Origin of the sequence: Naasia sp. SYSU D00057 (genome assembly GCF_017916505.1) — a bacterium.
Taxonomy (GTDB): Bacteria; Actinomycetota; Actinomycetes; order Actinomycetales; family Microbacteriaceae; genus Naasia.
This window is the reverse complement of the sequence record NZ_JAFMSZ010000001.1, coordinates 17,869-42,805: the sequence shown is the minus strand read 5'-3', so window position 1 is coordinate 42,805 and position 24,937 is coordinate 17,869. Positions and strand designations below refer to the sequence as shown.

The window sequence follows — 24,937 nt, the reverse complement described above, 5'->3', positions numbered from 1 at the left end:
GAACAGCCACGACGCTGGGGGCCACCACCATGCGACCTCGTCACCGCCGCGACTCCTCCCGCACGCTCCGGGGGGTCGTCGCCGCCGCCCTCGGGGTCACCGCGCTCCTGGGCCTCGCGGCAGGGGTGGTCGCGAATGGCGGAGTTACCGCTCTGGGAACGTCGCCCCGGGCAGAGGCCGGGACGCCGGCCCTGGCCGCGGTCACGGTGGCGGAATCGACGCCGACACCGACACCCACGCCGACCTCCGCTCCGGCGCAGCCGGGGGCGGAGCGCGGCGCGGAGCAGTCCGGTGCCTCCGACCCGCGGTACCCGGTGCAGTGGCCGTTCGAGGGTCCGGCGTGGATCTCCGACGGCTTCGGGCCCCGTGTGCCGCCGTGCGTCCGCTGCTCGAGCTTCCACCGTGGGACCGACTTCCTCCCCGGTGACGGCGCCCCGGTCTACGCGATCGCCGACGGCGTCGTGCGTTCTGTCGAAGGCAGCGGCGGGCTCGGCGTGCACGTGGTGATCGGGCACACGATCGACCGCGAGCCGGTGACCAGCACCTACGCGCACCTGCAGGTCGGCTCCGTGCCGCTCGCCGAGGGTCAGGTCGTCAAGGTCGGCGACTTCGTCGGCCGAGTCGGCAGCACCGGATGGTCCACCGGCGCACACCTGCATTTCGAGCTGCGACTCGGCGGCACCGAGGCGGTCGACGCGTTCGCCTGGCTCACGAGGTACGCCGGACCCCCACGGGCCGGCGGGGGCATGATCATGGGCCACGCGCCCGGCGGTATCGCCCATCCGGCACCTCACGGCACGCCATGGGCGCCTGGCGGCACAGCCACCGACTGGGACTACCAGACGCCGGAGCCGGGCGCGGCGCACCACGTCGGGGAGCTGACCGGGCTCAGCGCAAGCGGAGCATCCTCAGCCGAGGAGCGGCCCACCGCTGCCTCCTGCGGCGGAACCACCCTCCGGCTGATCGGACGCTTCGTCGACGTCACGGCGGTGCTCGTCGGCGCGACGCAGGTCGGGGTGACGAGGATCGACGACGGTCCGTCCTACCTCTTCACGGCTCCCCCGGCGCCTCCCGGCCCTGTGACCGTCGCGGTCGCGAGCAGCGAGGGACTCCTGCCAGGGACCGCAACGCTCACCTACGTCGAGGATCCGTCCTGCATCGCATCCCCTCCCGGCGCGGGAAGTCCAGCGCCGGGCACTGGTGCGCCCGCCCAACCGCCCTCGTTCACCGAACCGGTCGGCACTCCGGAGCCGAGCCCGACCCCCGAGCCCGGCGTCACTCCTACGCCCACTCCGATCCCCGAACCCAGCGCCGGCCCGGGACCCGCCCCAGCCACCGAACCGAGCGCGACGCCGGAGCCCGACGCCATAACGACGCCCGGCCCGGCCCCCGAGCCGACGTCGACACCGGCACCCGTCTCCAGCCCCACCCCCGAAGCCAGCCCGGCGCCCGGCTCCAGCCCGGCGCCCGAGCCCGTGCCCCAGCCCAGCGCCCAGAGCCAGCCGGCGCCGGTTCCGAGCCCGACCCCTCAACCCAGCACCTCCCCTCAGCCGAGCCCGGCTCCGAAGCCCAGCACGACCGCGGCGCCCGACTGATCGCGGACTCAATCCCATAGCGCCTTGCGGGGAGGGGCTCCGGATGAGCGACCCCTTCGGAGGGAACCGGCGCTGACCAGGCACTTCCGGTCATCCCGACCACTCGAGAATCCCCTAGCACTGCTGAGGAGCAGGCGGTTGGCCCGACCCGAATGCAGGCGTCGGCTCAGGCGCGCACGGCGATCGGCGCGAACCCCCGGACACCGCCCTCCCCGTGTCAGCTGCCGGCGAAGCGGCGCAGCCGCAGACTGTTCGTCACGACGAACACCGAGGAGAAGGCCATGGCGGCCCCGGCGACCAGCGGGTTGAGCAGGCCGAGCATTGCGACGGGGATCGCCGCAACGTTGTAGGCGAACGCCCAGAAGAGGTTTCCCTTGATGGTCCCGAGTGTGCGCCGGGCGAGGCGGATCGCATCACCGACCGTGACGAGGTCGTCGCGCACGACGGTGACGTCGCTCGCGGCGATCGCGGCGTCGGTTCCGCCTCCCATGGCGATGCCCAGGTCGGCCGCGGCGAGCGCCGCTGCGTCGTTCACCCCGTCGCCGACCATCGCCACGACTCGGCCCTGCTCCTGCAGGCGGCGGATGTGCTCGAGCTTGCCCTGCGGCGTGGCGCGTGCGAGGACCTCGGTGATCCCGACCTGCGCGGCGGCCGAGCGCGCGGCGCCCTCGTTGTCGCCGGTCAGGAGGACGGGTGTGAGGCCCAGCCGCCGGAACATCGCGACCGCCGCCGCGCTCGTCTCCTTCACCGTGTCCCCCACGCCGATCACGGCACGCGCCACCCCGTCCCAGGCGAGCACCACGGCGGTACCGCCCGCACTTTCCGTGTCGGAGACCGCCGGGGCGAGGGAAGCCGGAAGCGCGATCGCCCAGTCCTCGGCGAGCCAGTCGGCACGCCCGGCGACCACCAGGTGACCGCCGACCATCGCCTGCACGCCACGGCCCTGGTGCGACGCGAACGACTCGGCGGCCGGCATGACGAGGCCGCGACGGGCGGCCTCCGCGACGACCGCGCGGCCGATCGGGTGCTCCGAGCCCTGCTCGGCGCCGGCTGCGAGGGCGAGAGCGTTACCCGCGTCGACGCCATCGGCCACCCGCAGCGAGGTCACGGTCATGAGTCCGGTCGTCACGGTTCCGGTCTTGTCGAGCACGATGGTGTCGATGCGGCGGGTCTGCTCCAGCACCCGGGGTCCGCGGATGAGTATCCCGAGCTGTGAGCCTCGTCCGGTGCCGACCATCAGCGCGGTCGGCGTCGCGAGTCCGAGCGCACAGGGGCACGCGATGATCAGCGTGGCCACCGCGGCCGTGAAGGCGGCTTCCAGAGAAGGACCCAGAAGAGCCCATGCGGTGAACGTCGCGACGGCGAGTCCGATCACCACGGGCACGAAGATCCCGGACACCCGGTCGGCGAGGCGCTGCACCTCCGCCTTCCCGGCCTGCGCGTCCTCGATGAGGCGGCCGAGCCGCGACAGCTCGGTGTCGGCACCGACGCGCGTCGCCTCGACGACCAGCCGACCTCCGGCGTTGATGGTCGCGCCGACGACCCGGCTTCCGACCGCCACCTCGACCGGGACGGACTCCCCCGTCAGCAGGCTCATGTCGACGGCAGACGACCCTTCGACCACGACGCCATCCGTGGCGATCTTCTCGCCGGGTCGCACCACGAAGCGGTTCCCAACGGCAAGCGACGAGACCGGCACCTTGCGCTCGACGCCGCCCTCGAGCGCCGTCGCCTCTTTCGCCTCGAGCTCGAGCAGGGCGCGAAGCGCCTCTCCCGACTTCCGCTTGGAGCGGGCTTCGATGTACCGGCCGGCCAGGATGAACACGGTGACCGCCGCCGCCACCTCGAGGTAGAGCTCCTCACCGCCGGATCCTGTCTGCGGGAACAGCGTCCAGCCCATGGTCATGCCCCGCATGCCGGCCGATCCGAGGAAGAGGGCGTAGAGCGACCAGCCGAAGGCTGCGAGCACGCCCACGCTGATCAGCGTGTCCATCGTGGCGGCCCCATGCCGGGCGTTGACCCACGCGGCGCGATGGAACGGCCATGCTCCCCAGACCGCGACGGGTGCGGCAAGGGTCAGGGTCAGCCATTGCCAGTTCGGGAACTGCAATGCCGGCACCATCGACAGCAGGGCGACCGGCAGCGCGAGCGCCGCGGACACGAGCAGCCGCTGCCGGAGCGGACGCACCTCGGCCTCGTCCTGTTGCCGAGTCTCACTCGAAGCCGGTGGGGGCGGGGCAGGCAGGGCCGCACTGTAGCCGGCCGCCTCCACCGCCGCGATCAACGATGTGACGTCGGTGCCCTCCGGCACCTGCACGCGGGCCTTCTCGGTGGCGTAGTTCACCGTCGCCTCGACCCCGGGGAGCCGGTTCAGCTTCCGCTCGACGCGATTGGCGCAGGAGGCGCAGGTCATCCCCCCGATCTCGAACTCGATAGGAGCGGTCATCGCACTGCGTCGATGAGGCTGTAGCCCGCCTCGGACACGGAGGCCCGCACCCGCGCGATGTCGAGAGGCGAGGCGCTCGCCACCGTGACGCGGGACTCGGAGCCCGCTCGCAGCTCCACCTCGACGGAGGTGACGCCTTCGAGCGCACTGAGCTCCTCCCTGACGCTGGCGACACAGTGGGAACAGGTCATGCCGGCGACGAGGAAAGTCCGAGCAGCGGCATCTGCCGCGGCGGCGGGGGTCTCGCTCTCGCACGCCGGGGAACAGCACGCGCAGCCGGAGTTCGCACCGGCGAGCGGCCGGAGATTGCGGGCGGTGTCGATGTTGCTCATGGGTCGTGTTTCCGTTTCTCGAGGCGGTGTGAATCAGGGGCGCTAGGAGCGGACGAGACGGGCGATCGCCGCAGACGCTTCCCGGAGCTTCTCGTCGGACACGGGTCCGCCCTGGGCGCTCGCTTCAGCGACGCAGTGGCCCAGGTGATCATCGAGCAGAGCGAGGGCGACGTTCTCCAACGCCTTGGTCACGGCGGATACCTGCGTGAGCACGTCGATGCAGTAGACGTCCTCCTCCACCATCCGCTGGATGCCCCGCACCTGACCCTCCGCACGGCGAAGGCGCTTGAGCAGCTCGTCCTTGCTTGCGCTGTACCCGACCATCCGGCTCCTCCTTCAATACCCCCTGGGGGTACTGCGACCCTAACACAGGTACCCCCCGGGGGTACGCACGTCGCCACTCTCGGTGGCGTCGCCGCAACCCGCGGCGGCCGCGGGCCGAAACATCAGCGACGAGAACGAGGCGACTGAGACATACGGAACGTCGTCGCACTGGAGCGGGGCCGCGACGCGAACTGGCGTCAGGACTGGCGTCGGACCGCGAGAACGAGAAAGGGACCGCACCCCGATCTCTCGGAATCCGGTCCCGCTCTGCGACCTCCTGTCGGGCTGCGTCCCCGCAGCTCGCCCGGACGCCGCTGCGCGGCGCCCGAGGCCCCTCGGCGCGGGGGCCCTTCGTCAGACTCGTGGCACGAAGAAAGGGGCCGTCCGATGGACGACCCCTTCTTCGTGCCGGTCGGGCTGACAGGATTTGAACCTGCGACCCCTTGACCCCCAGTCAAGTGCGCTACCAAGCTGCGCCACAGCCCGTGGCTGCCCCGGCTCAGCCGAGGACCTCGGATAGCTTACCGGCTCCCGGAGCCCCCGGCGCACGGAGCTCCGTGTCGGCGCCCCTCCTCGATTCGGCCGTCGCGCGTGCACCCGCTCCGGCCGTCGCCAGGCGGGCGAGCCGGGCGGCGGACTCGGCGCGGCGAGGACGGCGAGACGACTTCCGCCGGAAGGACTTCCCCGACTGAAGGACGGCGGCGCCGAGGACCGTCAGCGCACCGACGACGATGATCGTGACGAGCACGAGCGCCGCCGCGGTGAGCAGCGACGCGATCGCGCCGATGGCGCTGGATCCGAGCAGGGCACTCATCGCCGGGGCTCGTCGACGCGACGGAACGTGGACTGCGACGCGGGAGGGAACGGGGTGACTGGCATGCCGCCACGGTAGAGCGCGAAAGGGCGCCGCGACCTGCCGTTTCGATGCATCTCATCCCCGAGGATGAGGACGATCATCCGCACGCAGTGCCGACCGCTCAGCCCGCTCGGTCCCGAGGAGGAGAGCCTCCGACCGATCGGCGCCCGCCGGCGTCGATGCCACCATGGTGCGGTGACTTCGACTGCTCTGATCACCGGTGTGGGACGGCGGGCGGGCATCGGGGCGGGCATCGCCGCCGGGCTCGCCGCCGACGGGTGGGACCTCGCGCTCTCCTACTGGACCCCCTACGACCAGCGGCTCGGCCTCCCGAGCGCGCCCGACGACCCCGAGCGAGCGGATCGCCGACGAGCTGCGGGATCTCGGCGTGCGCGTCGAGCTGCTGCCCGCCGACCTCGAGCACCCCGACGAGGCCGCGGCGCTCGTCCCGCGTGCTGCGGAGGCGCTCGGCTCGCTCGACGCCCTCGTGATCTGCTCAACCGAGAGCGTCGACTCCGACACCCTCAGCACCACGGTCGAGAGCTTCGACCGGCACTATGCGGTGAACGTGCGAGCGCCCTGGCTGCTCGTCGCCGCGTTCGCCCGCCAGCTCCCCGCCGCGGGCGGCTCGGTTGTCGCGCTGACCAGCGACCACACGGTCGGCAACCTGCCGTATGGCGCGACCAAGGCCGCCCTCGACCGCCTGGTGCTCGCGTCCGCGCACGAGCTCGGGCATCTCGGCCTTCGGGCCAACGTCGTCAATCCCGGTCCGGTCGACACCGGCTGGATGAAGGACGAGATCCGCGACAGCGCGATCCGGGCGCAGCCGACCGGACGGCTCGGCACGCCGGCGGACACCGCGAACCTGGTCCGCTTCCTCCTCTCCGAGAACGGCGCCTGGATCAACGGGCAGCTGCTCTACAGCAACGGCGGGTTCCCGCGGGGGCGGCTGCCGGTCTGACGGCGGGACATCCCGCCGCAGTGGGACGGGCCGGAACGGACCCTCCGCCACCCTCTCCGACATCGCCGGCGGAGGGTGTGGATAAGTACGCTCCGACACGGGTGAATGTCGGTGGCTACCAGGAGAATCACTCCCATGACGAACCCGTCCGACACCCTCGCCGAGCAGGCGGCGGCGCTCGCCGCCCGGTTCGCGGAGTTGTCGGCCACCGGAGGGGACGAGCACATCGCCGACGCCCTGGCCGGACTGTCGGACGCCGCGGTCCTCGAGCTGCTGGAGCGCATCGGAGCCGTCGTCCATCTGGCCGAGGCGGTCGCAGCGCATCTCGCGGGACAGGTCGAGGTGCGATCGGCGCGCGGCGTCGAGGAGCCGCTCGCGAAGCGGATCGGCGAGAAGTCCGCGGCGGCGGCCGTCGCGGTGGCCGCACACGTCCCGCTCTCCCGCGCGGTCGAATGGTGCCGCGTCGGCACGGACCTCGCCCGGCGCACCAGCCTGACGGGCGAGCCCCTCGACAGCCCGCATCCCGTCATCGCGGCCGCATTCGACGCCGGGAGCATCGACATCGCCGCCGCCCGCACCGCGGTCCGCACCCTCGAGGCGCTCGCCCCTCGCGTCGACTCAGTCACCCTCGCTCAGCTCGAAGCCGTGCTCGCCGCCGAGGCCGTCGACATGCCGCTCGCCCTCTTCGCCCGCTACTGCCGCGACGTCCTCGACCGGTTCGACCCCGACGGCGTCGAACCGCGGGAGGAGACGCTGCACAGGCGCCGTGCCTTCCGGCTCGCGAAACACAGGGACGGCCTGCCGCTGTGGATCATCGCCCCTGACGCAGAGGGCGCCGGCTTCATCCTCACCGCGCTGGAGGCGCGCGTCGCGCCCCGGCGGCAGGTCTCCTTCCAAGAGGAGGGTGAGGAGGACTCCGACCGGGCGGTGGAGGACGAGCGCACGACCGACCAGAAGCGCTACGACGCCCTGGTCTCCATCTGCCACGACGCGCTCAAGCACGATGACGGCGATCTGTCCGGCACGGCGGTGACGATGCTCGTCACCGTCGGCTACGACGCGCTCGTCAACGGCGTCGGCAGCGCCACCATCTTCGGCAGCGATGAGCCCATCAGCGCCGCCACCGCCCGTCGCCTCGCCTGCGAGGCCGACATCATCCCCGTCGTCCTCGGCGGGGAATCCGAGCCGCTCGACCTCGGCGAGCGCCGGCGACTCTTCGCCACCAACCAGCGACTCGCGCTGGCCCTCCGCGACGGGGGCTGCATCTGGCCCGGCTGCCCGGAACCGCCCGCGCGGTGCGAGGCCGCCCACGTGAAGCCGTGGTGGGCGCACGGGCCCACCGACCTCGACAACGGAGTGCTGCTCTGCCGCTTCCATCATCGACGGTTCGACAACGACGGCTGGACCCTCCGGATGCTCGACGGGGTGCCGCACCTCGTCCCGCCGCCGTGGATCGACGCCGGCCAGACGCCCCGACGCGCTGGGCGGCACCTCCTCCCCACCGCCTGACCGAAGACCGCACCCCTCGGCCGACGCCGGGCGACGCCTCGGCGCAGCGAGACGCCGCGCCACTGGTCGGTCAGTCCCGGAAGCGCTCGTACGGGTTCGGCCGCGGGATCTCCGCGCCCACGTCCTCCAGCCAGCCGTCGAGCAGACGCCCGAGCCGCTCCACGATGCCCGGGTGCCGGCCCGCCACGTCGTGCCGCTCCCCCTCGTCGGCGTCCAGGTCGAACAGCGCCTCCCGTCCGTCCTCGAAGAACCGGACCAGCTTGTAGCGCCCGTCCCGTACCGCCGCGCCCGGCGTCGACCCCTGGTTCGAGTAGTGCGGGTAGTGCCAGAACAGGGGTCGGTCGGGAGGGTGCCGGCCGGTCCACGCGGGCAGGAGATCCACCCCGTCGACGTGCTGCTGGGGCCGGGGCTGGGCGCCCGCAGCTCCGAGCAGGGTCGGGTAGAGGTCAGGACTGCTGAGCGGCAGGTCGGACACCGTCCCCGCAGGAAGGTGCTCCGGCCAGCGGGCGAGGAACGGCACGCGGACCCCGCCCTCGTGCAACCACCCCTTCCCCTCGGCCAGCGGGGCGTTCGAGGTGGGCGAGCCCTCCGCGGTGGCGAGCCCGCCGTTGTCGGAGGTGAGGACGACGAGGGTGTTCTCCGCCTGCCCGACCTCCTCGAGCGCGTCGAGCAGCCGACCCACGTTCGCGTCGAGGTTGGCGAGCATCGCCGCGTACACCGGGTGCGATTGATAGCGCCGGCGCATCACCCGCTCGCCCGCCAGGTGCCACGCCGGCATCTCCTCGCCGGGCTCGAGCGGCTCGGGATCGAGGCCGAGCTCCTCCGCCCTCCGCTCGAAGCGGGCGACCACGTCGGCGGGTGCCTCGAGCGGGATGTGCACCGCGTAGTGCCAGAGGTTGAGGAAGAAGGGGCGCTCGTCCGGCGTCCGCAGCAGGGCGATCGCCTCGTCGGTCAGCCGATCCGTGAGGTACTCGCCCTCGGGGCCGTCGGCGGGGGTGGGGATGCCGTACGGGCTCCAGTAGGTGTGCGGGGAGCCCAGGTCGCACCCGCCGACGTTGACATCGAAGCCGTGCCGCTCCGGCCAGTGCTGCCGGGAACCGAGGTGCCACTTGCCGACGTGCCAGGTGCGGTACCCCTCGGCGCGCAGCGCCCGCGCGAGGGTGTACTCATTCTCGGGAAGTCCGGCGAAGTACGGCACGTCGGCCAGCCGGCCGACGCTCGCGCCGCCGAGATACTGGGTGATGCCCACCTGTGCCGGATACTTGCCGGTCATCAGACTGGCCCGGCTCGGCGAGCAGACAGGGGAGGCCGCATACGCCTGCTCGAACCGCATCCCCTCGGCGGCCAGCGCGTCGATGCGGGGCGTCTCGTGGAAGGTCGAGCCGTAGCAGGAGAGGTCGCGGGCGCCCAGATCGTCGACGACGATCAGGACGAGATTCGGCCGCGGCCCCCGCATGCCCCGATCCTGCTCCCCACGGCCGCGACCCGCTAGCGCCGTCCGGTGAACCGCGACATCGAGCGGTTGACGCCGAGAAGGTCGGCGAGCGCGTCGAACGCCCGGACGGGCAGCAGGCGCGTGACGGGCAGCAGGCGCACGAACGGCGGCAGCAGCAGGCGCGAGCGGCCGCTCTCGATCGCGTCGAGGATCCGAACGGCCACCCGCTTCGGCTGCAGGATCGGCAGCAGCAGCGGGAAGCGGGTACGGACGCCCGCGAACATGCCGGTGTCGATGTAGTACGGGCACACGACGAGGGTTCGGACGCCGGTGCGATCCGCCCGCAGCTCGGCGCGCAGCGACTCGTCGAAGCCCACCGCGGCGTGCTTGCTCGCCGAGTAGTCGGTCTGCCGGGCGACGCCGATCAGGCCGGCCGCGCTCGCGATCGTCACGACGGTGCCGCGGCGGCGGGCGATCATGCCGGGCAGGAAGGCGCGCGCCACCCAGTAGAGGGCGAGGACGTTGACCTCGAACGTGCGCGCGATCTGCTCCTCGGTCGCCTCCAGCAGGCGCTTGCCGGTCACGACGCCGGCGTTGCCCACGAGCACGTCGATCCGGTCGACCGCCGCGAGGGTCGCCGCGGCCGCCTCGCGCACCTGCTCCCGGTCGGCGACGTCCACCTCGAACGCGTGCGCGGTCCCGCCGAGCGAGCGGATGCGGTCGCGCACGCCCTCCCCCGCCGCCCGGTCGAGGTCCCAGATCACGACCCGCGCGCCGCGACCGGCCGCGCCGAGCGCCATGAGGCGGCCGATGCCGCTGCCCCCGCCGGTGACGAGCACGGTGCTGTCCCGGAGGGCGGTTCCTCCCACGGCCGCGCTCCTAGTCGAGGAACGGGAGGCGCCTCAGCACCCGCACCGCCCGGGTCATCGTCTGCGCGTACTGCTCGTTGCTCATCCCGCCGAACGGGCCGATCGGCAGCAGCCGCTGCACCGCGACCGTCTGCGGCTCCGTGTACTTGCGGATGCCCTCCGCACCGTGCCGGCGGCCGACGCCCGAGTCCTTCATCCCGCCCATGGGCGCGTCGTGCGAGGCCCACGCGGCGGCGTAGCCGTCGTTCACGTTGACCGTGCCGGCGCGGAGCAGTGCGGCGACCCGCCGCCCGGTCCGGGACGAGGCCCACACGCTCGCGTTGAGGCCGTAGTCGGAGTCGTTGGCACGAGCCACCGCCTCCGCTTCGTCGCGCACCCGGTGCACCGCGACGACGGGCCCGAAGGTCTCGTCGCGGCCGAGCAGCATCTCGTCGGTCACCCCCTCGAGCACGGTCGGCTCGTAGAAGAGCGGGCCGAGGTCCGGCCGCGGTCGTCCGCCGGTCAGCACACGGGCGCCCCTCGCGGTCGCGTCGTCCACGTGCCGGGTGACCGTCTCGAGCTGCTGCGCGCTGACGAGCGACCCCATCCGCGCCTCCCATCCGAGGCCGGTCGCGATCCGCATGCTCCGCACCGCCTCGACGAAGGCGGGCACGAAGCGGTCGTACACCTCGTCGACCACGTAGAGCCGCTCGATGCTGACGCACAGCTGGCCCGAGTTCGCGAAGCAGGCGCGCACCGCACCCTCGACGGCACGGTGCAGGTCGGCGTCCGCGAGCACGAGCAGCGGGTTCTTGCCGCCGAGCTCGGCGGAGAAGCCGATGAGCCGCTCGGCGCACTGCCGGGCGATCGTCCGGCCCGTCGCCGTCGACCCCGTGAACATGACGTAGTCGACCGCGCCGATGAGGGCGGGCCCGATCTCCGCGCCCGGTCCGCAGACGACGGGGAACAGGTTGCGAGGCAGACCCGCCTCGTAGAGCAGCTCGACCGCGGCGAGCGCGGTGAACGGCGTCTGGGAGTCGGGCTTCAGCACGACGCCGTTGCCGGCCATCAGCGCGGCGACGGCGTCGGAGACGGCGAGGGTCAGCGGATAGTTCCAGGGGCTGATGACGCCGACGACGCCCTTCGGCCGGAGGTGCTCCGTGGTGGCGGTGAGGAGCGGCAGCGCGCCCTGGCGGCGGCGGGGGCGGAGGTGCCGGGAGGCGCTGTGCGCGTAGTAGCGGGCCGTGATGGCGGCGTCCTCCAGCTCCTCGAACGCGTCGACCCGGGCCTTGCCGGTCTCGAGCTGCATGATGTCGAGCACGCCCTCCTGCCGGTCGAGCAGCAGGTCGTGGAAGCGCAGCAGCACGGCCGCGCGCTCGCGCAGCGGCAGGGCCGCCCACGCCGGCTGGGCGGCCCGCGCGCCCTCGACGGCGCGAGAGACGTCCGCCGAGTCCGACAGCGGCACCTCGCCGAGGGGGGACCCGTCGAAGGGCGCGAAGGAGGTGCGACGCGGGCGCCCGGGCGCCGCGCCGACGAGCGCGGCGAGGCGTCCGGCGACGGCGGGGCCGAGCGAGGAGCGCGGATCGAGCGGGGTGCGCACCGAGGGCGCGACGGCGGTGTCGGTCACAGGCTCACGCTACCGGGACCCGATCCCCGGGTTCCCGAGCACCGACCCCAACCTTTCGACCCGCTCGTTCGTTCTAGGGATCAGGAGAATGGACGCGGACATCGCCGTCCCTCTCCCGAAGGAGTCCCATGAGCACGACCGTCCCCGGCTGGCAGGAGGTGGCGGCGACCCTGGTCGCCGAGCGCGGCGACGCGCTGCTGCGCTACGCCTACCTGCTCTGCGGCAGCCGCGAGGATGCCGCCGACCTCGTGCAGGACGCCCTCGTCCGCACCTTCGGCCGGGCTCGCGGGGACCTCAGCGCCGCGGCGGCGGAGGCGTATGTGCGCCGGGCAATCCTCAACGGGTTCCTCGACGGCACCCGGCGCGCGAGCCGCTGGCGCTCCATCCGTCATCTCGCCGCCACCGGCGACGAGACCGCCGGCCCCGGGGACGAGCGCCTCGACGTCCAGCATCAGCTGCGGCGCCTCAGCCCGCGGGAGCGTGCCTGCGTCGTCCTCCGCTACTGGGAGGACCTGCCCGTCGACGGCATCGCCGAGCGGCTCGGCATCAGCCCGGGCACCGTGAAGCGCTACCTCAGCGACGCCCACGTGAAGCTCGCGCACGCGCTCGGTCCCTCCCCCAGCACCCTCGACCGCCGGCCCTGACCGGCGCGGACCCGACCCCAGACCCACCCCGAGGAGATCCTCATGAACGACCAGATCGAGCCCGGCGCCCGCGACGAGGCGGCGATGCGGGACCTGCTGCGCTCCGCGGCGGGCGGCGCGCCCTCCGCCTCGGCCCTCGACGTGTCGCGGGTGCTGTCCCGGTCACGCGGGCACCGCCGCACCCGCAAGCTGATCACCGCCGGCGTGGGCGCCACCGTGGTGGTCGCCGCCGGCGCGACCGTCTTCGTGGCCGCGACCGTGCCACCCCGCGACGGACAGGTGATGACGACCCCCGCCGACCCGGTCGCCCCGGGCGAGCCCGAACCCGGCACCGGCCCTGCCGCCGGCGGCCCCGCGGCGGGCGGAGACGCGGCGGGCGGCGCGATCAGCCTCGCTCCTCCGGAGAAGGTGAACGGGTGCGCCGGTCCCCTCGCGGAGCTGGCGCCCGTCGAGTCCGGTCTCGTCGCGACCCCGCGCTTCCCGGAGACCGCGCCCGCCGACGGCGCGGAGGTCGCCGGCACGGTGACCCTTACCAACACGGGAACGGAGCGTGCGGTCGGCTGGACCGGCGCACGGCCCGCCGTCACGGTGTCCGAGAACGGGATCACCGTCTGGCATTCGAACGGCCCGGTCATCCAGATCGCGATGGAGGTCGACCTCGACCCCGGCGAGTCGATGGACCTCCCGGCGACTCTGTCGACGGTGCGCTGCGACACGGTTGACGAGGAGTCGGAGTCGTTCCGCGAGGACCTCCCGCCGCTCGCCCCCGGCACCTACGGCGTCTCCGCGATCGTCCCCTTCACCCCGGAGGACGGCGGCGCTCCCCAGTACGCGGGCGGGCCCCTCACCACCATCACCCTTCAGTAGGCACGGGCGAGCATGAGCAGCACAGCGGACGTTCCGCCGTCACCTCTCCCCTGGGGCGCGCGGTCGGTCACCATCCCGGTGTTCCGCATCTTCGACGTCGATACGGCGCTCGCCTGGTACCGCGACTTCCTCGGGTTCACCGTCGACTTCGGCGACCCCGTCGAGGGCGGCGACTCCCTCTGGTTCGGGCAGGTCAGCCGCGGCGCCACCTCCCTGCACCTCAGCGAGCGCCCCTACGAGCCCTCCCCCGGGTCGACCGTCGACCTCTGGCTCACCGGGCTCGACGCGTACCGCGCAGGCCTCGACGACCGTCGTCGGCACGTGCCGGTGCTCGGGCCGGCCGTGTGGGTGCAGGGGCCCGAGGAGGTCCCGTGGAACGCTCGGCTGCTCGCGCTCACCGATCCGTTCGGCAACACCCTCCGACTCACCGAGCCGCTCGACCCCGCCGAGCGGGCGGCGCTGCCCGACTGGAGCTGACCGGCGCCCGCCATGGCGGGCGCCTCTGGCGCGCGGGCGGGTGCGAGGCCATGATCGGCGCATGAGCGAGCCGACGACGGTCGCGATCGCGGGCGGCGGGCCCGCCGGGGTAGTGCTCGGGCTGCTGCTCGCCCGGTCCGGCATCGAGGTCACGGTGCTCGAGAAGCACGCCGACTTCCTCCGGGATTTCCGGGGCGACACCGTGCATCCGAGCACCCAGGAGATCCTCGACGAGCTCGGCCTGCTCGACGAGTTCCAGGGGATCGTGCGGGGCCGGATGCCGTCCCTGCGGCTCAGCACGCCGAGGGGCCCGCTGCTCGAGGCGGACCTCGGTCGCGTGCGGCCGCGGGCGCCGTTCCACGAGATCGCGATGGCGCCGCAGTGGGATCTGCTGGAGCTGCTCGTTCGGCACGCGGAGCGCTATCCCTCCTTCCGGCTGCTGCGCGCCGCGGAGGTCCTCGGGCCCCTGCGCGGCAGCGGCGGCGCGGTCTCAGGCGTCCGATACCGGGACGCGGCGGGCGAGCACGAGCTGCGCGCCGTGCTCACCGTCGCGGCGGACGGCCGCCGGTCCACGATGCGGGCGGCGATCGGCGCCCGGCTGCACGACTTCGACGCGCCCCTCGACGTGCTCTGGTTCCGGCTGCCGCGCCATGAGGGCGACGAGGAGGGGCTCTCGGGCATGGTCGGCGACCGGGCGATGGGCGTCGCGGTGAACCGGGACGACTACTGGCAGGTCGCCTATCTCGTGCGGGCGGGTGCGGACGCGGAGGTCCGTGCCGAGGGCATCCCCGCCTTCCGCCGGCGGGTCGCCGCGGTGCTGCCGTGGACGGCCGACCGTGTCGACGCCATCACCGACTGGGATCAGGTGCGCACGCTGCAGGTGTCGATCACCCGGCTGCGCCGCTGGTGGGCGCCCGGCATCCTCGCGATCGGCGACGCCGCGCACACGATGTCACCCGTCGGCGGAGTCGGCATCAACCTCGCCGTGCAGGACGCGGTCGCCGCCGCGAACCTGCTCGCCGGGCCGCTCCGGCGGGCGCAGGCGGACGCCCTGCGGTTCGAGCGGACCCTCAACCCGGCGCTGCTGGCACGGGTGCAGCGCCGGCGCTGGCTGCCCACCGTCGTCACGCAGCGGATCCAGCTGCTCGTGCAGAAGGGCGTGATCGCCCGCATCCTCACCCGGGGCTTCGACCCGGATCAGGTGCCCGCAGCGGTGCGGACGGCGCTGCGGAACAGCCCGATCACCCGCGTCATCCCGTCCGTGTTCGCGTTCGGGGTGCTCCCCGAGCACGTGCGGACCGCGGAGGCGCTGCCGGTGACGCCTCAGGCCGCCGCGCGGTAGGTGGCGGCCAGCGGGCAGTCGAACGGGTCCGCCGACTTGACGCCGACCTTGTGCAGGTAGCGGATGATGATGCCGTACGACTGGAGGAACGTCGTCTCCGTGTAGGGCACGCCGAGGTCCGCGCAGTAGCGCTGCACGATCGGGCGGGCCTTGCGGAGGTTCACGCTCGGCATGTTCGGGAAGAGGTGGTGCTCGACCTGGTAGTTGAGGCCGCCCATCGCGGTGGGGACGACCCAGCGGCCGCTGATGTTGCGCGAGGTGAGCACCTGGCGGCGGAGGAAGTCGACCTTCTCGTTCTCGCCGATGAGGGGCATGCCCTTGTGGTTGGGGGCGAAGCTGCCGCCCATGTAGAGGCCGAACGCGGCGACCTGGACCACGAGGAACGCGGCGCCGAGCACCGGGCCGAGCGCGAGGAGGACGAGCACGGGGAACCCGATGAGGCGGATCGCGAGCAGGATCCCCTCGGACACGCGGTGCTTCACCGGCTCGGCGCCGAGCACGGCCTTGACGGCGCTGACGTGCAGGTCGGCGCCGGAGAGCAGCAGGATCGGCAGGAAGAACCAGCCCTGCTTGGCCATGATCTTGGCGTGCAGGCCGCTGACCGGAGCCGCGTCCTCCTGGGTGAAGATGATCGCGCCGGGGCGGATGTCGCCGTCCTTGCCCATGGTGTTCGGGTTGGCGTGGTGCTTGGAGTGCTTCGTCATCCACCAGCCGTAGCTGAGGCCGACGAAGAGGTTGCCGATGACCCGTGAGAACCACTCGTTGCGCTTGCCCGACTCGAACATCTGCCGGTGGGCGCTGTCGTGGGCGAGGAACGCGATCTGGGTGAAGACGACCGAGAAGTAGACGGCGACGAGGAGCTGCCACCAGGTCTGACCGAGGGTGAAGAGCAGCACGAAGCCGAGGGCGACGGCGGCGGCGAGCACGACGGTGCGGACCGCGTACCAACGGGGCCGGCGCTCGAGCAGGCCCGCGGCCTTGATCTCCTTGGCCAGGGCCGTGTAGTCGCTGGTGTGCGCATCCTGCGCTCGTCCGGCACGCACGGTCCGCGGCTGTGTGGGCCGGAACGTGCTCGGGGTGATCGTGGTCATGTGGCCACGCTACGGAGCGCGGAAGGCCCGGTCGTCCCTCCGGGGAGCCGTTCACCCCCTACCTCCGTAGGGTTGACCGGTAGGGCCGAAAGGCCTAGCGCGAAGTCGAGCTACCGGGCCGGGCCCGGCACGACGAGGCCGCTCTCGTAGGCGGCGACGACGGCCTGGGCGCGGTCCCGGACCCCGAGCTTCGCGAGCACGCGGCTGACGTGCGACTTCACGGTCTGCTCCGCGATGAACAGGTCGCGCGAGATCTCCTGGTTGCTGCGTCCCCGCGCGACCTGGACGAGCACCTCCCGCTCGCGCTCGGTGAGCCCCTCGAGCTCGACGGGCCGGCGCGGGGCGGGGCCCGCCGCGAAGCGCTCGATCATCCGCCGGGTCACCTTGGGCGCGAGGAGGGCGTCCCCGGCGGCCACGACGCGCACCGCGTTGACGAGGTCGGCCGGCAGGGCGTCCTTGAGCAGGAAGCCGCTGGCTCCCGCGCGGATGGCGTCGTACACGTACTCGTCGATGTCGAACGTGGTCAGCATGATGACTCGGACGTGCGGATCCGACTGGACGATCGATCCGGTGGCCTCGATGCCGTCGAGGACCGGCATCCGGACGTCCATCAGCACGACGTCGGGCTGCGCCGCGGCGACGAGGGCGATGGCCTCCTCGCCGTTGTGCGCCTCGCCGACGACCTCGATGTCGGGCTGGGCGCCGAGGAGGGCGGCGAAGCCGGCCCGCACCATGGCCTGGTCGTCCGCGATGGCGACTCGGATGGTCATGCCGCTCCCGTTCCCTCGCTGCGGATGGGCAGGACAGCGCGGACGAGGAAGCCGTCGTCCGCGGTCTTCTCGGTCTGGAGGGAGCCGCTCACGCTCGTGACGCGCTCCCGCATCCCGATGAGTCCGAGCCGCGAACCGCTCGTCGAGCGCAGCGACACGGAGGAGCCGTTGCGGACCGAGACGACGAGGGCGAGGCCGGAGCGCTCGATGTTCACCCACACCGGAGCGCCGGGAGCGTGGCGGAACGCGTTCGTGAGCGCCTCCTGGACGATCCGGTAGGCGGTCAGCCCGACGACCTCCGAGAGGTCGTCGGCATCCAGCGAGTCGAGGCCCTCGAGTGTGATCCGCATGCCGTTCCGACGGGCCTGTGCGACCAGCTCGGCGATGTCGCGGACCCCCGGCTGCGGGGACAGCTCCCCGGCCACGTCGTCGGGCCGGAGCACGCCGAGCAGGCCGCGCATCTCGCCGAGCGCCTGGCGCGAGGAGGTGGCGATCTCCTCGAACTCCTCGATGGCGCTGGCGCTGAGCGACGGGTCCCGGTAGCGGGCGGTGCTGGCCTGGATGTTGATGATGGACATGCTGTGCGCGACCACGTCGTGCAGCTCGCGGGCGATGCGGGCGCGGTCCTCCGCGAGCACGCGGCGGGAGTACTCCTCGGCGCTCGACTGCCGCTCGCTGATCAGCTGCCGACGGATGCTGTGCCACTGCATGAGCACGATGGCGGCCACCAGCACGCCGCCCGTGATGGACACGAAGGTGACGAGGTTCTGGGACGCCGCCTCGGTGTCCGCGTGCCGGACATTGAGCACGGTCACGAAGGAGGCCACGGCGGTGACGAGCCACGCGCCGAGGGCGCGCGTCCACGGGGCGCGGACGCCGACGATCAGCACGAGCAGGGTGTGCGTGACGATCATGACCGGCCACCAGGGCCAGGGCCGGGAGACGACGTCGGCGGAGAGCAGCTGCAGCGCGAGACTGGCGGCCAGCGCGAGCACGGAGGCGGTCACCGGGCTCACCACGGCCAGCGGCAGGGCGCCGACGTGCGCGAGGACCAGTCCGAACGCGACCGCGAGCGGGATCCCGTAGGCGCTCGACGCGATCGGGGTCTCGATCGACAGCAGGGTGATCGCCGCGGCGGTGGCGGCGAGAACCAGGACGGCGGGCAGCCGCACCCGCACGAGGACGCTGAAGAGGGCCGCGGCGCCGCGCCGCAGGCCCCCGGCCGCGCCGCTGGTCATGCCTCCCAGTATGGCGGCGCCGCCCTGTCGCGGCGCCGCACCGGGGGCGTCAGGCCTGGGGCGCGACAGCCTGCGCCTGAGCGGCCGCGCGGGCCTCCTCGTAGCGCTTCCTGACGTCGTCCATGTCGAGCGCCTTCACCTGGCCGATGAGGTCCTCGAGGGCTGCGCCGGGAATCGCGCCGGGCTGCCCGAAGACGGGGATGCCGTCGCGGTAGACGACCAGCGTCGGGATGGAGCGGATGCCGTACTCGGCGGAGAGCTGCTGCTCGGCGTCGGTGTCCACCTTGGCGAAGGTCACATCCGGGTGCGCCTCGCTCGCCTTCTCGAAGATGGGGGCGAACTGTCGGCACGGACCGCACCAGGCGGCCCAGAAGTCGATGAGGACGATGCCGTCGGCGACGGTCTCGTCGTGCGTCTCCTTGGTCAGAGTCGTCGTAGCCATGTCGGGTGCAACCGGCGTGGCGGCGTCCGCATTCCCGGGCATCTTCCGCCCGCTGCGCGCCCCTGTCGCCCCAGTGGACGGGCGGCGCTCGGTGCCGTCTCCACGGGCGTCGGCGCCCCCGTTCCGCCCCCTGCCGCGCCGGATGGGTGCGGCGTAGCATTCGGCTGACCCTCTTCCCGACGGCACCGCCGCCGGACGGGAAGCGCCTGCGTGACGCTTTCGCCCTTCCCCGGCCCGTCGACTCCCGGGCCACTCCCGTTCCTGGAGGAGCGACCATGCTCAAGGAAATGCACGCCGTGCTGCCCGCCGCCGACTTGGCCCGGGCTCGCCGGTTCTACCACGACATGCTCGGCTTGGATCCCGCCGAGGAGCACGAGGAGGGCCGCCTCCTCACCTACCGCGTCGACGGCTCTGCCTTCGACCTCTACGAGACCGAGAACGCGGGCACCGCGAAGAACACGCAGCTGTGCTTCGGCACGGACGACCTCGCCGAGGAGATGCGGGTCATGCGCGAGCGCGGGGTCGTGTTCGAGGACTTCGAGATTCCCGGTGTGATGAAGACCGAGAACGGCGTGGTCGAGGACGAGGAGGCCCGCACCGCCTGGTTCCGCGACAGCGAGGGCAACTTCATCTGCATCTCGCAGCGGATGAGCTGACCCTGCCCGGCGCGCGGCACTGCCTGGGCCGCGCGCCGCCGGTCCCGGGCTCGGTCTCCCTCGGGATGGGCTTGCGGGCAGGGCGGCGGGCCGAGGCGGGGGGCAGGGCGGGGCGGGCAGGGGCCGGGCGGGGGCCCTGTTCAGCAGGCAAGCCTCCCGCTCAGCAGGCACCTGGGCCGCTCGGCAGAAACCGGCATCGGCTTCAGCAGGCATGCGCACGGTTCAGCAGGCACAATCGGCCCTGCCATTCCTGCTGAATCCCCTCCACGCCTGCCGAAGCCGCCCACGGGCACCTCCGGCTCAGCAGGAACACTTCCGACCCAGCCGGGCACCGCGCTTCCCCCGCTGCACAGGACATCTGCTTCAGCAGGCACATCCGCTGCTCAGCAGGCGAAATCGGCCCTGCCGCGCCTGCTGAACCCCGTCGGCGCCTGCTGAAGCGGTCCAGCAGGAATCGCCTCCCACTCCGCAGCCGCCACCGTCGGTCGGCTGAAACCTGCGTTCTCAACTGGCGCCTTCACCACTGATCGGGACGGCGATCGTCTTCAGCAGGCACATCCGCGACTCAGCAGGCGAAATCGGGCCTGCCGCGCCTGCTGAACCCACTCGGTGCCTGCTGACGCCCTACCAAGCCTCCGTCCTCCCCAGCACGATCGGAAGACGGCCTTTGTTGCGACTTCCTCCCGGGGCCGCGTCCGCCCGGCCCTGCGCCGCACACTGCCGGCATGCCTGCTCTCCGGACCCCACCCCTTCTGCGAAGCGCGACGCTGCGGGATCGAGGGATGACACTCGGCGGCGTGCAGCGGTCCCTGCAGGACGGCCGGCTGCAGCGGGTCGTCCGCGGCTGGTACGCCGAGCCGGGGACGGACCCCGACCTGATCAGGGCGATGCAGCTCGGCGGCCGCCCCGGATGCGTGTCGGCGCTGCGGCTCTACGGCGCCTGGTGCCCGCCGGACACCGGGCTGCATCTCGCGATGCCGTTCTCAGCGGCCGGACGGCGCCTGAGGAACGCGGACCCGGCGACTCGCGACGGCGTCACCGTCCACTGGCACTCCAAGGTCGATCGGCAGGAGTGGTCGGAGGGCGTCAGCTCACTCCCCCGCGCCATCGCGCATGCTGTCGAGTGCCAGCCCGCCGACTATGCGGTCGCCATCCTGGACTCGCTCCTGTTCCGCCGGATCGCCTCCGAGGGGGCGGTCCTCGCACTGCTGGCCGGACTGCCGCCGCACCTTGCGCGGGTCGCTCAGCACGTCGACGGGCGGAGCGAGGAGGGGATCGAGTCGATCGCCCGATATCGGCTCCAGCTGTCGGGCATCCGAGCGGAACCGCAGGTCGTCGTGCCCGGAGTGGGCCGGGTCGACCTGCTCATCGACGGCTGGCTCGTCATCGAGCTCGACGGCCGGTCCACCCATGCTCAGGAGGGGTCCTTCTCCCGTGACCGGCGACGGACCGCGCTCCTCAACCAGCGAGGCCTCACCGTCCTGCACTTCAGCTACGCGCACGTCATCTACGAGTGGCCGCTCGTCCTCGAGACGGTGATGGCCGTCCTCGCCCGCCACTGAGCGTCGCCGCTGAGCGCGGTTCAGCAGGCACCTAGCGGCCTCCGTACCCGGTTCAGCAGGCACGGAACGGCATCAGCAGGCAGAACAAGGCCGCCCATGCCTGCTGAACAGCATGCGTGCCTGCCGAGCGTTCCGGCATCGCCTGCTGAACGACTTGCGGGCCCGCCCTGTGCCGCAGGGCTGCAGCGGCTTCCGTACTCGATTCAGCAGGCACGGAACGGCATCAGCAGGCAGAACAAGGCCGCCCATGCCTGCTGAACAGCACGCGTGCCTGATGAGCGGCCCGGCATCGCCTGCTGAGCGACATGCGGGCGGGCACCGCCCTGCTCAGCAGGCACCTAGCGGCTTCGGTATTCGGTCCAGCAGGCACGGAACGGCACCAGCAGGCAGATCATGGCCACCCATGCCTGCTGAAACACACCCATGCCTGCTGAACCACATCCATGCCTGCTGAAGCGGACGGCATGCCCGCGCAGACCCGACGTACGGCCCCCGCCCGGCCCACCAGGCGACACCCGGTCCGACCCGCCGGAGCGGCGGCGCTACTTCTTGCGGCGCTCGCGGACCCTCATGTTGAGCACGATCGGGGTCCCCTCGAAGCCGTAGATCTCGCGGAGGCGGCGCTGGATGAAGCGCCGGTAGCCGGGGTCGAGGAATCCGGTCGTGAACAGCACGAACGTCGGCGGGCGCGTGGACGCCTGCGTGCCGAACAGGATGCGCGGCTGCCGACCGCCCCGCACCGGGTGCGGGTGGGCGGCGACGAGCTCGGCGAGGAAGGCGTTGAACTTACCGGTGCCGATGCGCGTGTCCCAGCTGTCGAGCGCGAGCTCGATCGCGGGGACCAGCTTCTCGAGGTGCCGGCCGGTGCGGGCAGACAGGTTCACGCGCGGCGCCCACGCGACGTGCGCGAGGTCCTGCTCGATCTCCCGCTCGAGCAGCCGCCGGCGCTCGTCGTCGAGCAGGTCCCACTTGTTGAACGCGAGCACGAGCGCGCGGCCCGACTGCAGGACGAGGTCGATGATGCGGACGTCCTGCTCGCTGATCGGCTCCGTGACGTCGATCACGACGACGGCGACCTCAGCGCGCTCCAGTGCTGCGGTGGTGCGCAGCGACGCGTAGAAGTCGGCGCCCTGCTGCATGTGCACGCGGCGGCGGATGCCCGCCGTGTCGACGAAGCGCCACACCTTCCCGCCGAGCTCGATCTGCTCGTCCACCGGGTCGCGCGTGGTGCCGGCGAGCTCGTTGACCACGACCCGCTCCTCCCCCGCGGCCTTGTTGAGCAGGCTCGACTTGCCGACGTTCGGCCGGCCGACGATGGCGACGCGGCGGGGTCCGCCGACCTCCTCCTTGGCGACGGCGGACACCTCGGGCAGCACGTCGAGGGAGGCGTCGAGCAGGTCCGCGACGCCGCGGCCGTGCAGGGCCGAGACGGGATGCGGCTCGCCGAGACCGAGGGACCACAGCTCGGCGATGTACGGCTCCTGCACGGCGTCGTCGACCTTGTTGGCGACGAGGAGGACCGGCTTGCCGCTCTGCCGGAGCATCCGGACGACGCGCTCGTCGGTGCTGGTCGCGCCGACGACAGCGTCCACGACGAAGAGCACGGCGTCGGCGAGGTCGACGGCGACCTCGGCCTGAGCGGCGACGGACGCGTCGATGCCGCGCGCGTCCGGCTCCCAGCCGCCCGTGTCGACGAGGGTGAAGAAGCGGCCGTTCCACTCCGCCCGGTACGAGACGCGGTCGCGGGTGACGCCGGGGACGTCCTCGACGACCGCCTCGCGGCGGCCGAGGATGCGGTTGACGAGCGCGGACTTGCCGACGTTCGGCCGGCCGACGATCGCGAGCACCGGCAGCGCCGGGAGGTAGCGGACCTCGTCCGGGTCCTCGACGGAGAGGTCGAGGATGTCGAGGTCCTCGTCCTCCAGCTCGTAGTCGTTCAGGCCGGCGCGCAGCGACGAGGCGCGGCGCTGGGCGAGGTCCTCGTCGAGGGTCGCGAGGCGCTGCTCGAGGTCGTCGTCGCCGGCGTCGTACTCGCGGTCGGTGTCACTCATGGTGCTTCCATCCTGCCGCACCGGCGGGAGGGCACCCTCCCGAGCGCCCCCGGGCGGTGCGGACGACCGCCGCCGGCCGCCGTGGCCGCCGCAGATCGGACGACGCTAGGCGCCGGCAGCGGCCTCGCGGACCAGGGCGACCATCGCGTCGACGGTCTCCTCGAAGGAGAGGGACGTCGAGTCGAGCGTCGTCACGCCCTCCGCCGCGGTCATGAAGTCGACGACCTGGGCGTCCTTGCGGTCGCGCTCCACGACGAGACGCGTGACGTCGGCGGTGGACGCGCCGGACAGCTCCGCCCGGCGGCGCTGCACCCGCACGCTCTCGTCCGCAGTCAGCAGCACGCGCACGGACGCGTCGGGCGCGACGACGGTCGTGATGTCGCGGCCCTCCGCGACGATGCCGGGCAGGCCGGGCGCGTCGAGGCGCTCGCGGAAGTGCTCGTTGAGGCGCTCGCGCACCTGCGGCACGCGCGCGACGGCGGAGACGACGGATGTCACCCGCGGCTCCCGGATCGCATCCGTCACGTCCACGCCACCGACCGTGACGCGCACGTCGTCGGGGTCCGTGGTCACCCGCTCGTCGAGCTCGTCGACGAGCGCCGCCACCGCGGATGAGTCGTCGAAGTCGACGCCCCGCTCGAGGCCGAGCCAGGCGATCGCCCGGTAGGCCGCCCCCGTGTCGAGGAACTCGAAGCCGAGAGCGCGCGCGGCGGCCCGGCTCACGCTCGACTTGCCGCTGCCTGCCGGCCCGTCGACTGCCACCACTGTCCGCGACCAGCGCGTCATCCCGCGATCCTCCACCCTCGCTCCGTCAGCTCCCGCTCCAGCCGGTCCCGCACCTCGGGCACGACCACGACCTCGACGATCCCGATGGGAGCGCGGGGCGAATGCTCGAGGCGCAGGTCCTCCAGGTTGATGCCGATCTCCCCGATCTCGGTGAGCAGCGCGGCGAGCTGGCCGGGCCGGTCGTCGATGAGCACGATCAGCGAGGCGAACCGCCAGTCCTGGCCGTGCTTGCCCGGGAGACGGGCGACGCCGGTGTTGCCCGCGGCGAGGACCTCGGCGACCGTCCGCCGCGCCCCGGGCCGGTCCTGCTCGCGCAGGGCGTCCCGGAGTCCGTCGAGGTCGGCGGCGAGGGCGTCGAGGACGGGCACGACGGCGCCGGCGTTGGCGCCGAGGATCTGCACCCAGAGCTCGGGGCTGCTCGACGCGATGCGCGTGAGGTCGCGGACGCCCTGGCCGGCGATGCCCACCGCGGCCGCCGGGGCGTCGGCGAGACGCGCGGCCATGAGGGACGCGACGAGCTGCGGCACGTGCGAGATGACCGCGACGCTCTCGTCGTGCTCCTCGGGCGTCAGCCGCACCGGCGTGCCCTCGAGGTCGAGGATCAGGTCCTCGAGCACCCGGATCTGGTCGGGGGTCGTGAGCTCGTGCGGCGTGATGACCCAGGGCCGCCCGAAGAAGAGGTCGGCCCGGGCGGAGATCGGCCCGCCCCGCTCGCGGCCCGCCAGCGGATGCGAGCCGAGGTAGCGGGAGAGGTCCGCGCCGAGCGCCCGGAGACCCTCGAGCGGCCGCTGCTTGACGCTGCCGACGTCGGTGACGAGAGCTCGGGGGTGGTGCGCGAGCGCCTTGGCGACGGTGTCGGCGATCTGGTCGGGCGGCACCGCCACGACCACGAGAGCGGGGTCGTCCCCGTGGCGGGGGCGGCGCCCGGCGCCGTAGTCGACGGCCAAGTCGAGCGCGGCGGGCGACGCGTCCGCGAGCAGCACGTCGACTCCCTCGTAGCGGAGGCCGAGGCCGACACTCGCGCCGAGGAGCCCGGTGCCGACGACCAGGACGGGTCCGGCGGTACGGGCGTTCACAC

At 72.8% G+C, this 24,937-nt stretch carries 22 protein-coding genes, 1 tRNA gene and 1 pseudogene; 9 read left to right on the top strand and 15 right to left on the bottom strand.

Annotation, left to right across the window (positions count from 1 at the left end; translation table 11 throughout):
* The first annotated feature begins 29 nt into the window (after positions 1–29).
* On the top strand, positions 30–1,595 hold the full coding sequence (locus J3P36_RS00210; RefSeq protein ID WP_210505205.1) for a M23 family metallopeptidase: 1,566 nt from the start codon (positions 30–32) through the stop codon (positions 1,593–1,595).
* A gap of 217 nt (positions 1,596–1,812) precedes the next feature.
* Here J3P36_RS00210 and J3P36_RS00205 read toward each other — a convergent pair whose 3' ends face one another.
* The 5 genes from J3P36_RS00205 to J3P36_RS00185 all read right to left on the bottom strand — a co-directional run bounded on the left by J3P36_RS00205 (position 1,813) and on the right by J3P36_RS00185 (position 5,511).
* Positions 1,813–4,041: a cation-translocating P-type ATPase gene (locus J3P36_RS00205; protein WP_210505203.1), complete on the bottom strand. Its 2,229-nt coding sequence runs from the start codon at positions 4,039–4,041 to the stop codon at positions 1,813–1,815.
* Positions 4,038–4,373, bottom strand: a complete 336-nt coding sequence (locus tag J3P36_RS00200; protein ID WP_210505201.1) for a heavy-metal-associated domain-containing protein — start codon at positions 4,371–4,373, stop codon at positions 4,038–4,040. The genes J3P36_RS00205 and J3P36_RS00200 overlap by 4 nt, the downstream gene beginning before the upstream one ends.
* Positions 4,374–4,415: 42 nt before the next feature.
* Positions 4,416–4,697 (bottom strand): metal-sensitive transcriptional regulator, encoded by a 282-nt coding sequence (locus tag J3P36_RS00195; protein ID WP_210505199.1) that lies wholly within the window; start codon positions 4,695–4,697, stop codon positions 4,416–4,418.
* A gap of 412 nt (positions 4,698–5,109) precedes the next feature.
* Positions 5,110–5,183 (bottom strand) — tRNA-Pro (locus J3P36_RS00190).
* A 13-nt stretch (positions 5,184–5,196) separates the two neighbouring features.
* Positions 5,197–5,511 carry a hypothetical protein gene (locus J3P36_RS00185; protein ID WP_210505197.1) on the bottom strand — a complete coding sequence of 105 codons (315 nt, stop codon included), beginning with the start codon at positions 5,509–5,511 and terminating at the stop codon, positions 5,197–5,199.
* A 237-nt stretch (positions 5,512–5,748) separates the two neighbouring features.
* Between J3P36_RS00185 and J3P36_RS00180 the strand changes: the two are divergent.
* A pseudogene (locus tag J3P36_RS00180) lies at positions 5,749–6,514 on the top strand (SDR family oxidoreductase).
* Positions 6,515–6,649: 135 nt separating this feature from the next.
* Complete coding sequence (locus J3P36_RS00175) at positions 6,650–8,023, top strand: HNH endonuclease signature motif containing protein (protein ID WP_210505195.1); 1,374 nt, start codon at positions 6,650–6,652, stop codon at positions 8,021–8,023.
* A 70-nt stretch (positions 8,024–8,093) separates the two neighbouring features.
* Here the strand turns inward: J3P36_RS00175 and J3P36_RS00170 are convergent, their stop codons facing one another.
* From J3P36_RS00170 to J3P36_RS00160, 3 genes are read right to left on the bottom strand one after another with little or no spacing between them, the layout of a single operon-like run.
* Entirely contained in the window at positions 8,094–9,479 is a 1,386-nt protein-coding gene (locus tag J3P36_RS00170; RefSeq protein ID WP_210505193.1) for a sulfatase, read from the bottom strand.
* Positions 9,480–9,511: 32 nt separating this feature from the next.
* Positions 9,512–10,327 (bottom strand): SDR family oxidoreductase, encoded by an 816-nt coding sequence (locus J3P36_RS00165; protein ID WP_307806892.1) that lies wholly within the window; start codon positions 10,325–10,327, stop codon positions 9,512–9,514.
* Positions 10,328–10,337: 10 nt separating this feature from the next.
* Positions 10,338–11,933 carry a succinic semialdehyde dehydrogenase gene (locus J3P36_RS00160; RefSeq protein WP_307806891.1) on the bottom strand — a complete coding sequence of 532 codons (1,596 nt, stop codon included), beginning with the start codon at positions 11,931–11,933 and terminating at the stop codon, positions 10,338–10,340.
* 128 nt (positions 11,934–12,061) lie between these two features.
* Here J3P36_RS00160 and J3P36_RS00155 point away from each other — a divergent pair, with 128 nt between their 5' ends.
* From J3P36_RS00155 to J3P36_RS00140, 4 genes are all read left to right on the top strand, one after another.
* Complete coding sequence (locus J3P36_RS00155; protein WP_210505191.1) at positions 12,062–12,577, top strand: sigma-70 family RNA polymerase sigma factor; 516 nt, start codon at positions 12,062–12,064, stop codon at positions 12,575–12,577.
* Between the two features lie 42 nt (positions 12,578–12,619).
* The gene (locus J3P36_RS00150; RefSeq protein WP_210505189.1) at positions 12,620–13,444 is read left to right on the top strand and encodes a hypothetical protein; all 825 of its coding nucleotides are present in this window, start codon (positions 12,620–12,622) and stop codon (positions 13,442–13,444) included.
* 12 nt (positions 13,445–13,456) lie between these two features.
* A complete protein-coding gene (locus J3P36_RS00145; RefSeq protein ID WP_210505187.1) occupies positions 13,457–13,921 on the top strand; it encodes a glyoxalase superfamily protein in 465 nt (154 codons plus the stop codon).
* 61 nt (positions 13,922–13,982) lie between these two features.
* Complete coding sequence (locus J3P36_RS00140) at positions 13,983–15,263, top strand: FAD-dependent oxidoreductase (RefSeq protein WP_210505185.1); 1,281 nt, start codon at positions 13,983–13,985, stop codon at positions 15,261–15,263.
* On the opposite strand, the gene J3P36_RS00135 is transcribed toward J3P36_RS00140, so the two are convergent.
* The 4 genes from J3P36_RS00135 to trxA form a co-directional block, all read right to left on the bottom strand.
* Positions 15,245–16,354, bottom strand: coding sequence for an acyl-CoA desaturase (locus tag J3P36_RS00135; RefSeq protein ID WP_210505183.1), 1,110 nt, complete (start codon positions 16,352–16,354; stop codon positions 15,245–15,247). The two genes, J3P36_RS00140 and J3P36_RS00135, sit on opposite strands and share 19 nt — an antisense overlap.
* Positions 16,355–16,464: 110 nt before the next feature.
* The gene (locus J3P36_RS00130; RefSeq protein WP_210505181.1) at positions 16,465–17,124 is read right to left on the bottom strand and encodes a response regulator transcription factor; all 660 of its coding nucleotides are present in this window, start codon (positions 17,122–17,124) and stop codon (positions 16,465–16,467) included.
* On the bottom strand, positions 17,121–18,362 hold the full coding sequence (locus J3P36_RS00125; protein ID WP_210505179.1) for a sensor histidine kinase: 1,242 nt from the start codon (positions 18,360–18,362) through the stop codon (positions 17,121–17,123). Before J3P36_RS00125 ends, J3P36_RS00130 begins: the two co-directional genes overlap by 4 nt.
* Positions 18,363–18,411: 49 nt before the next feature.
* Positions 18,412–18,804, bottom strand: coding sequence for a thioredoxin (gene trxA / locus J3P36_RS00120; protein ID WP_210505177.1), 393 nt, complete (start codon positions 18,802–18,804; stop codon positions 18,412–18,414).
* Positions 18,805–19,079: 275 nt separating this feature from the next.
* Between trxA and J3P36_RS00115 the strand changes: the two genes are divergently transcribed.
* Together J3P36_RS00115 and J3P36_RS00110 are read left to right on the top strand one after the other, a co-directional pair.
* Positions 19,080–19,460, top strand: a complete 381-nt coding sequence (locus tag J3P36_RS00115) for a VOC family protein (RefSeq protein WP_210505175.1) — start codon at positions 19,080–19,082, stop codon at positions 19,458–19,460.
* 782 nt (positions 19,461–20,242) lie between these two features.
* Positions 20,243–21,022 (top strand): endonuclease domain-containing protein, encoded by a 780-nt coding sequence (locus J3P36_RS00110; RefSeq protein ID WP_210505173.1) that lies wholly within the window; start codon positions 20,243–20,245, stop codon positions 21,020–21,022.
* Between the two features lie 542 nt (positions 21,023–21,564).
* Here the strand turns inward: J3P36_RS00110 and der are convergent.
* From der to J3P36_RS00095, 3 genes are all read right to left on the bottom strand, one after another.
* Positions 21,565–23,073 (bottom strand): ribosome biogenesis GTPase Der, encoded by a 1,509-nt coding sequence (gene der, locus J3P36_RS00105; RefSeq protein ID WP_210505172.1) that lies wholly within the window; start codon positions 23,071–23,073, stop codon positions 21,565–21,567.
* A gap of 105 nt (positions 23,074–23,178) precedes the next feature.
* Entirely contained in the window at positions 23,179–23,859 is a 681-nt protein-coding gene (gene cmk, locus J3P36_RS00100) for a (d)CMP kinase (protein WP_210505171.1), read from the bottom strand.
* Complete coding sequence (locus J3P36_RS00095) at positions 23,856–24,935, bottom strand: prephenate dehydrogenase (protein ID WP_307806890.1); 1,080 nt, start codon at positions 24,933–24,935, stop codon at positions 23,856–23,858. The genes cmk and J3P36_RS00095 overlap by 4 nt, the downstream gene beginning before the upstream one ends.
* Between the last annotated feature and the right edge of the window lie 2 nt (positions 24,936–24,937).

Bases quoted from the DNA above. Each gene is read 5' to 3' on its own strand.
- J3P36_RS00210 (WP_210505205.1), top strand. From the start codon at position 30: ATGCGACCTCGTCACCGCCGCGACTCCTCCCGCACGCTCCGGGGGGTC.
- J3P36_RS00205 (WP_210505203.1), bottom strand. From the start codon at position 4,041: ATGACCGCTCCTATCGAGTTCGAGATCGGGGGGATGACCTGCGCCTCC.
- J3P36_RS00200 (WP_210505201.1), bottom strand. From the start codon at position 4,373: ATGAGCAACATCGACACCGCCCGCAATCTCCGGCCGCTCGCCGGTGCG.
- J3P36_RS00195 (WP_210505199.1), bottom strand. From the start codon at position 4,697: ATGGTCGGGTACAGCGCAAGCAAGGACGAGCTGCTCAAGCGCCTTCGC.
- J3P36_RS00185 (WP_210505197.1), bottom strand. From the start codon at position 5,511: ATGAGTGCCCTGCTCGGATCCAGCGCCATCGGCGCGATCGCGTCGCTG.
- J3P36_RS00175 (WP_210505195.1), top strand. From the start codon at position 6,650: ATGACGAACCCGTCCGACACCCTCGCCGAGCAGGCGGCGGCGCTCGCC.
- J3P36_RS00170 (WP_210505193.1), bottom strand. From the start codon at position 9,479: ATGCGGGGGCCGCGGCCGAATCTCGTCCTGATCGTCGTCGACGATCTG.
- J3P36_RS00155 (WP_210505191.1), top strand. From the start codon at position 12,062: ATGAGCACGACCGTCCCCGGCTGGCAGGAGGTGGCGGCGACCCTGGTC.
- J3P36_RS00150 (WP_210505189.1), top strand. From the start codon at position 12,620: ATGAACGACCAGATCGAGCCCGGCGCCCGCGACGAGGCGGCGATGCGG.
- J3P36_RS00145 (WP_210505187.1), top strand. From the start codon at position 13,457: ATGAGCAGCACAGCGGACGTTCCGCCGTCACCTCTCCCCTGGGGCGCG.
- J3P36_RS00140 (WP_210505185.1), top strand. From the start codon at position 13,983: ATGAGCGAGCCGACGACGGTCGCGATCGCGGGCGGCGGGCCCGCCGGG.
- J3P36_RS00135 (WP_210505183.1), bottom strand. From the start codon at position 16,354: ATGACCACGATCACCCCGAGCACGTTCCGGCCCACACAGCCGCGGACC.
- J3P36_RS00130 (WP_210505181.1), bottom strand. From the start codon at position 17,124: ATGACCATCCGAGTCGCCATCGCGGACGACCAGGCCATGGTGCGGGCC.
- J3P36_RS00125 (WP_210505179.1), bottom strand. From the start codon at position 18,362: ATGACCAGCGGCGCGGCCGGGGGCCTGCGGCGCGGCGCCGCGGCCCTC.
- trxA (WP_210505177.1), bottom strand. From the start codon at position 18,804: ATGGCTACGACGACTCTGACCAAGGAGACGCACGACGAGACCGTCGCC.
- J3P36_RS00115 (WP_210505175.1), top strand. From the start codon at position 19,080: ATGCTCAAGGAAATGCACGCCGTGCTGCCCGCCGCCGACTTGGCCCGG.
- J3P36_RS00110 (WP_210505173.1), top strand. From the start codon at position 20,243: ATGACACTCGGCGGCGTGCAGCGGTCCCTGCAGGACGGCCGGCTGCAG.
- der (WP_210505172.1), bottom strand. From the start codon at position 23,073: ATGAGTGACACCGACCGCGAGTACGACGCCGGCGACGACGACCTCGAG.
- cmk (WP_210505171.1), bottom strand. From the start codon at position 23,859: ATGACGCGCTGGTCGCGGACAGTGGTGGCAGTCGACGGGCCGGCAGGC.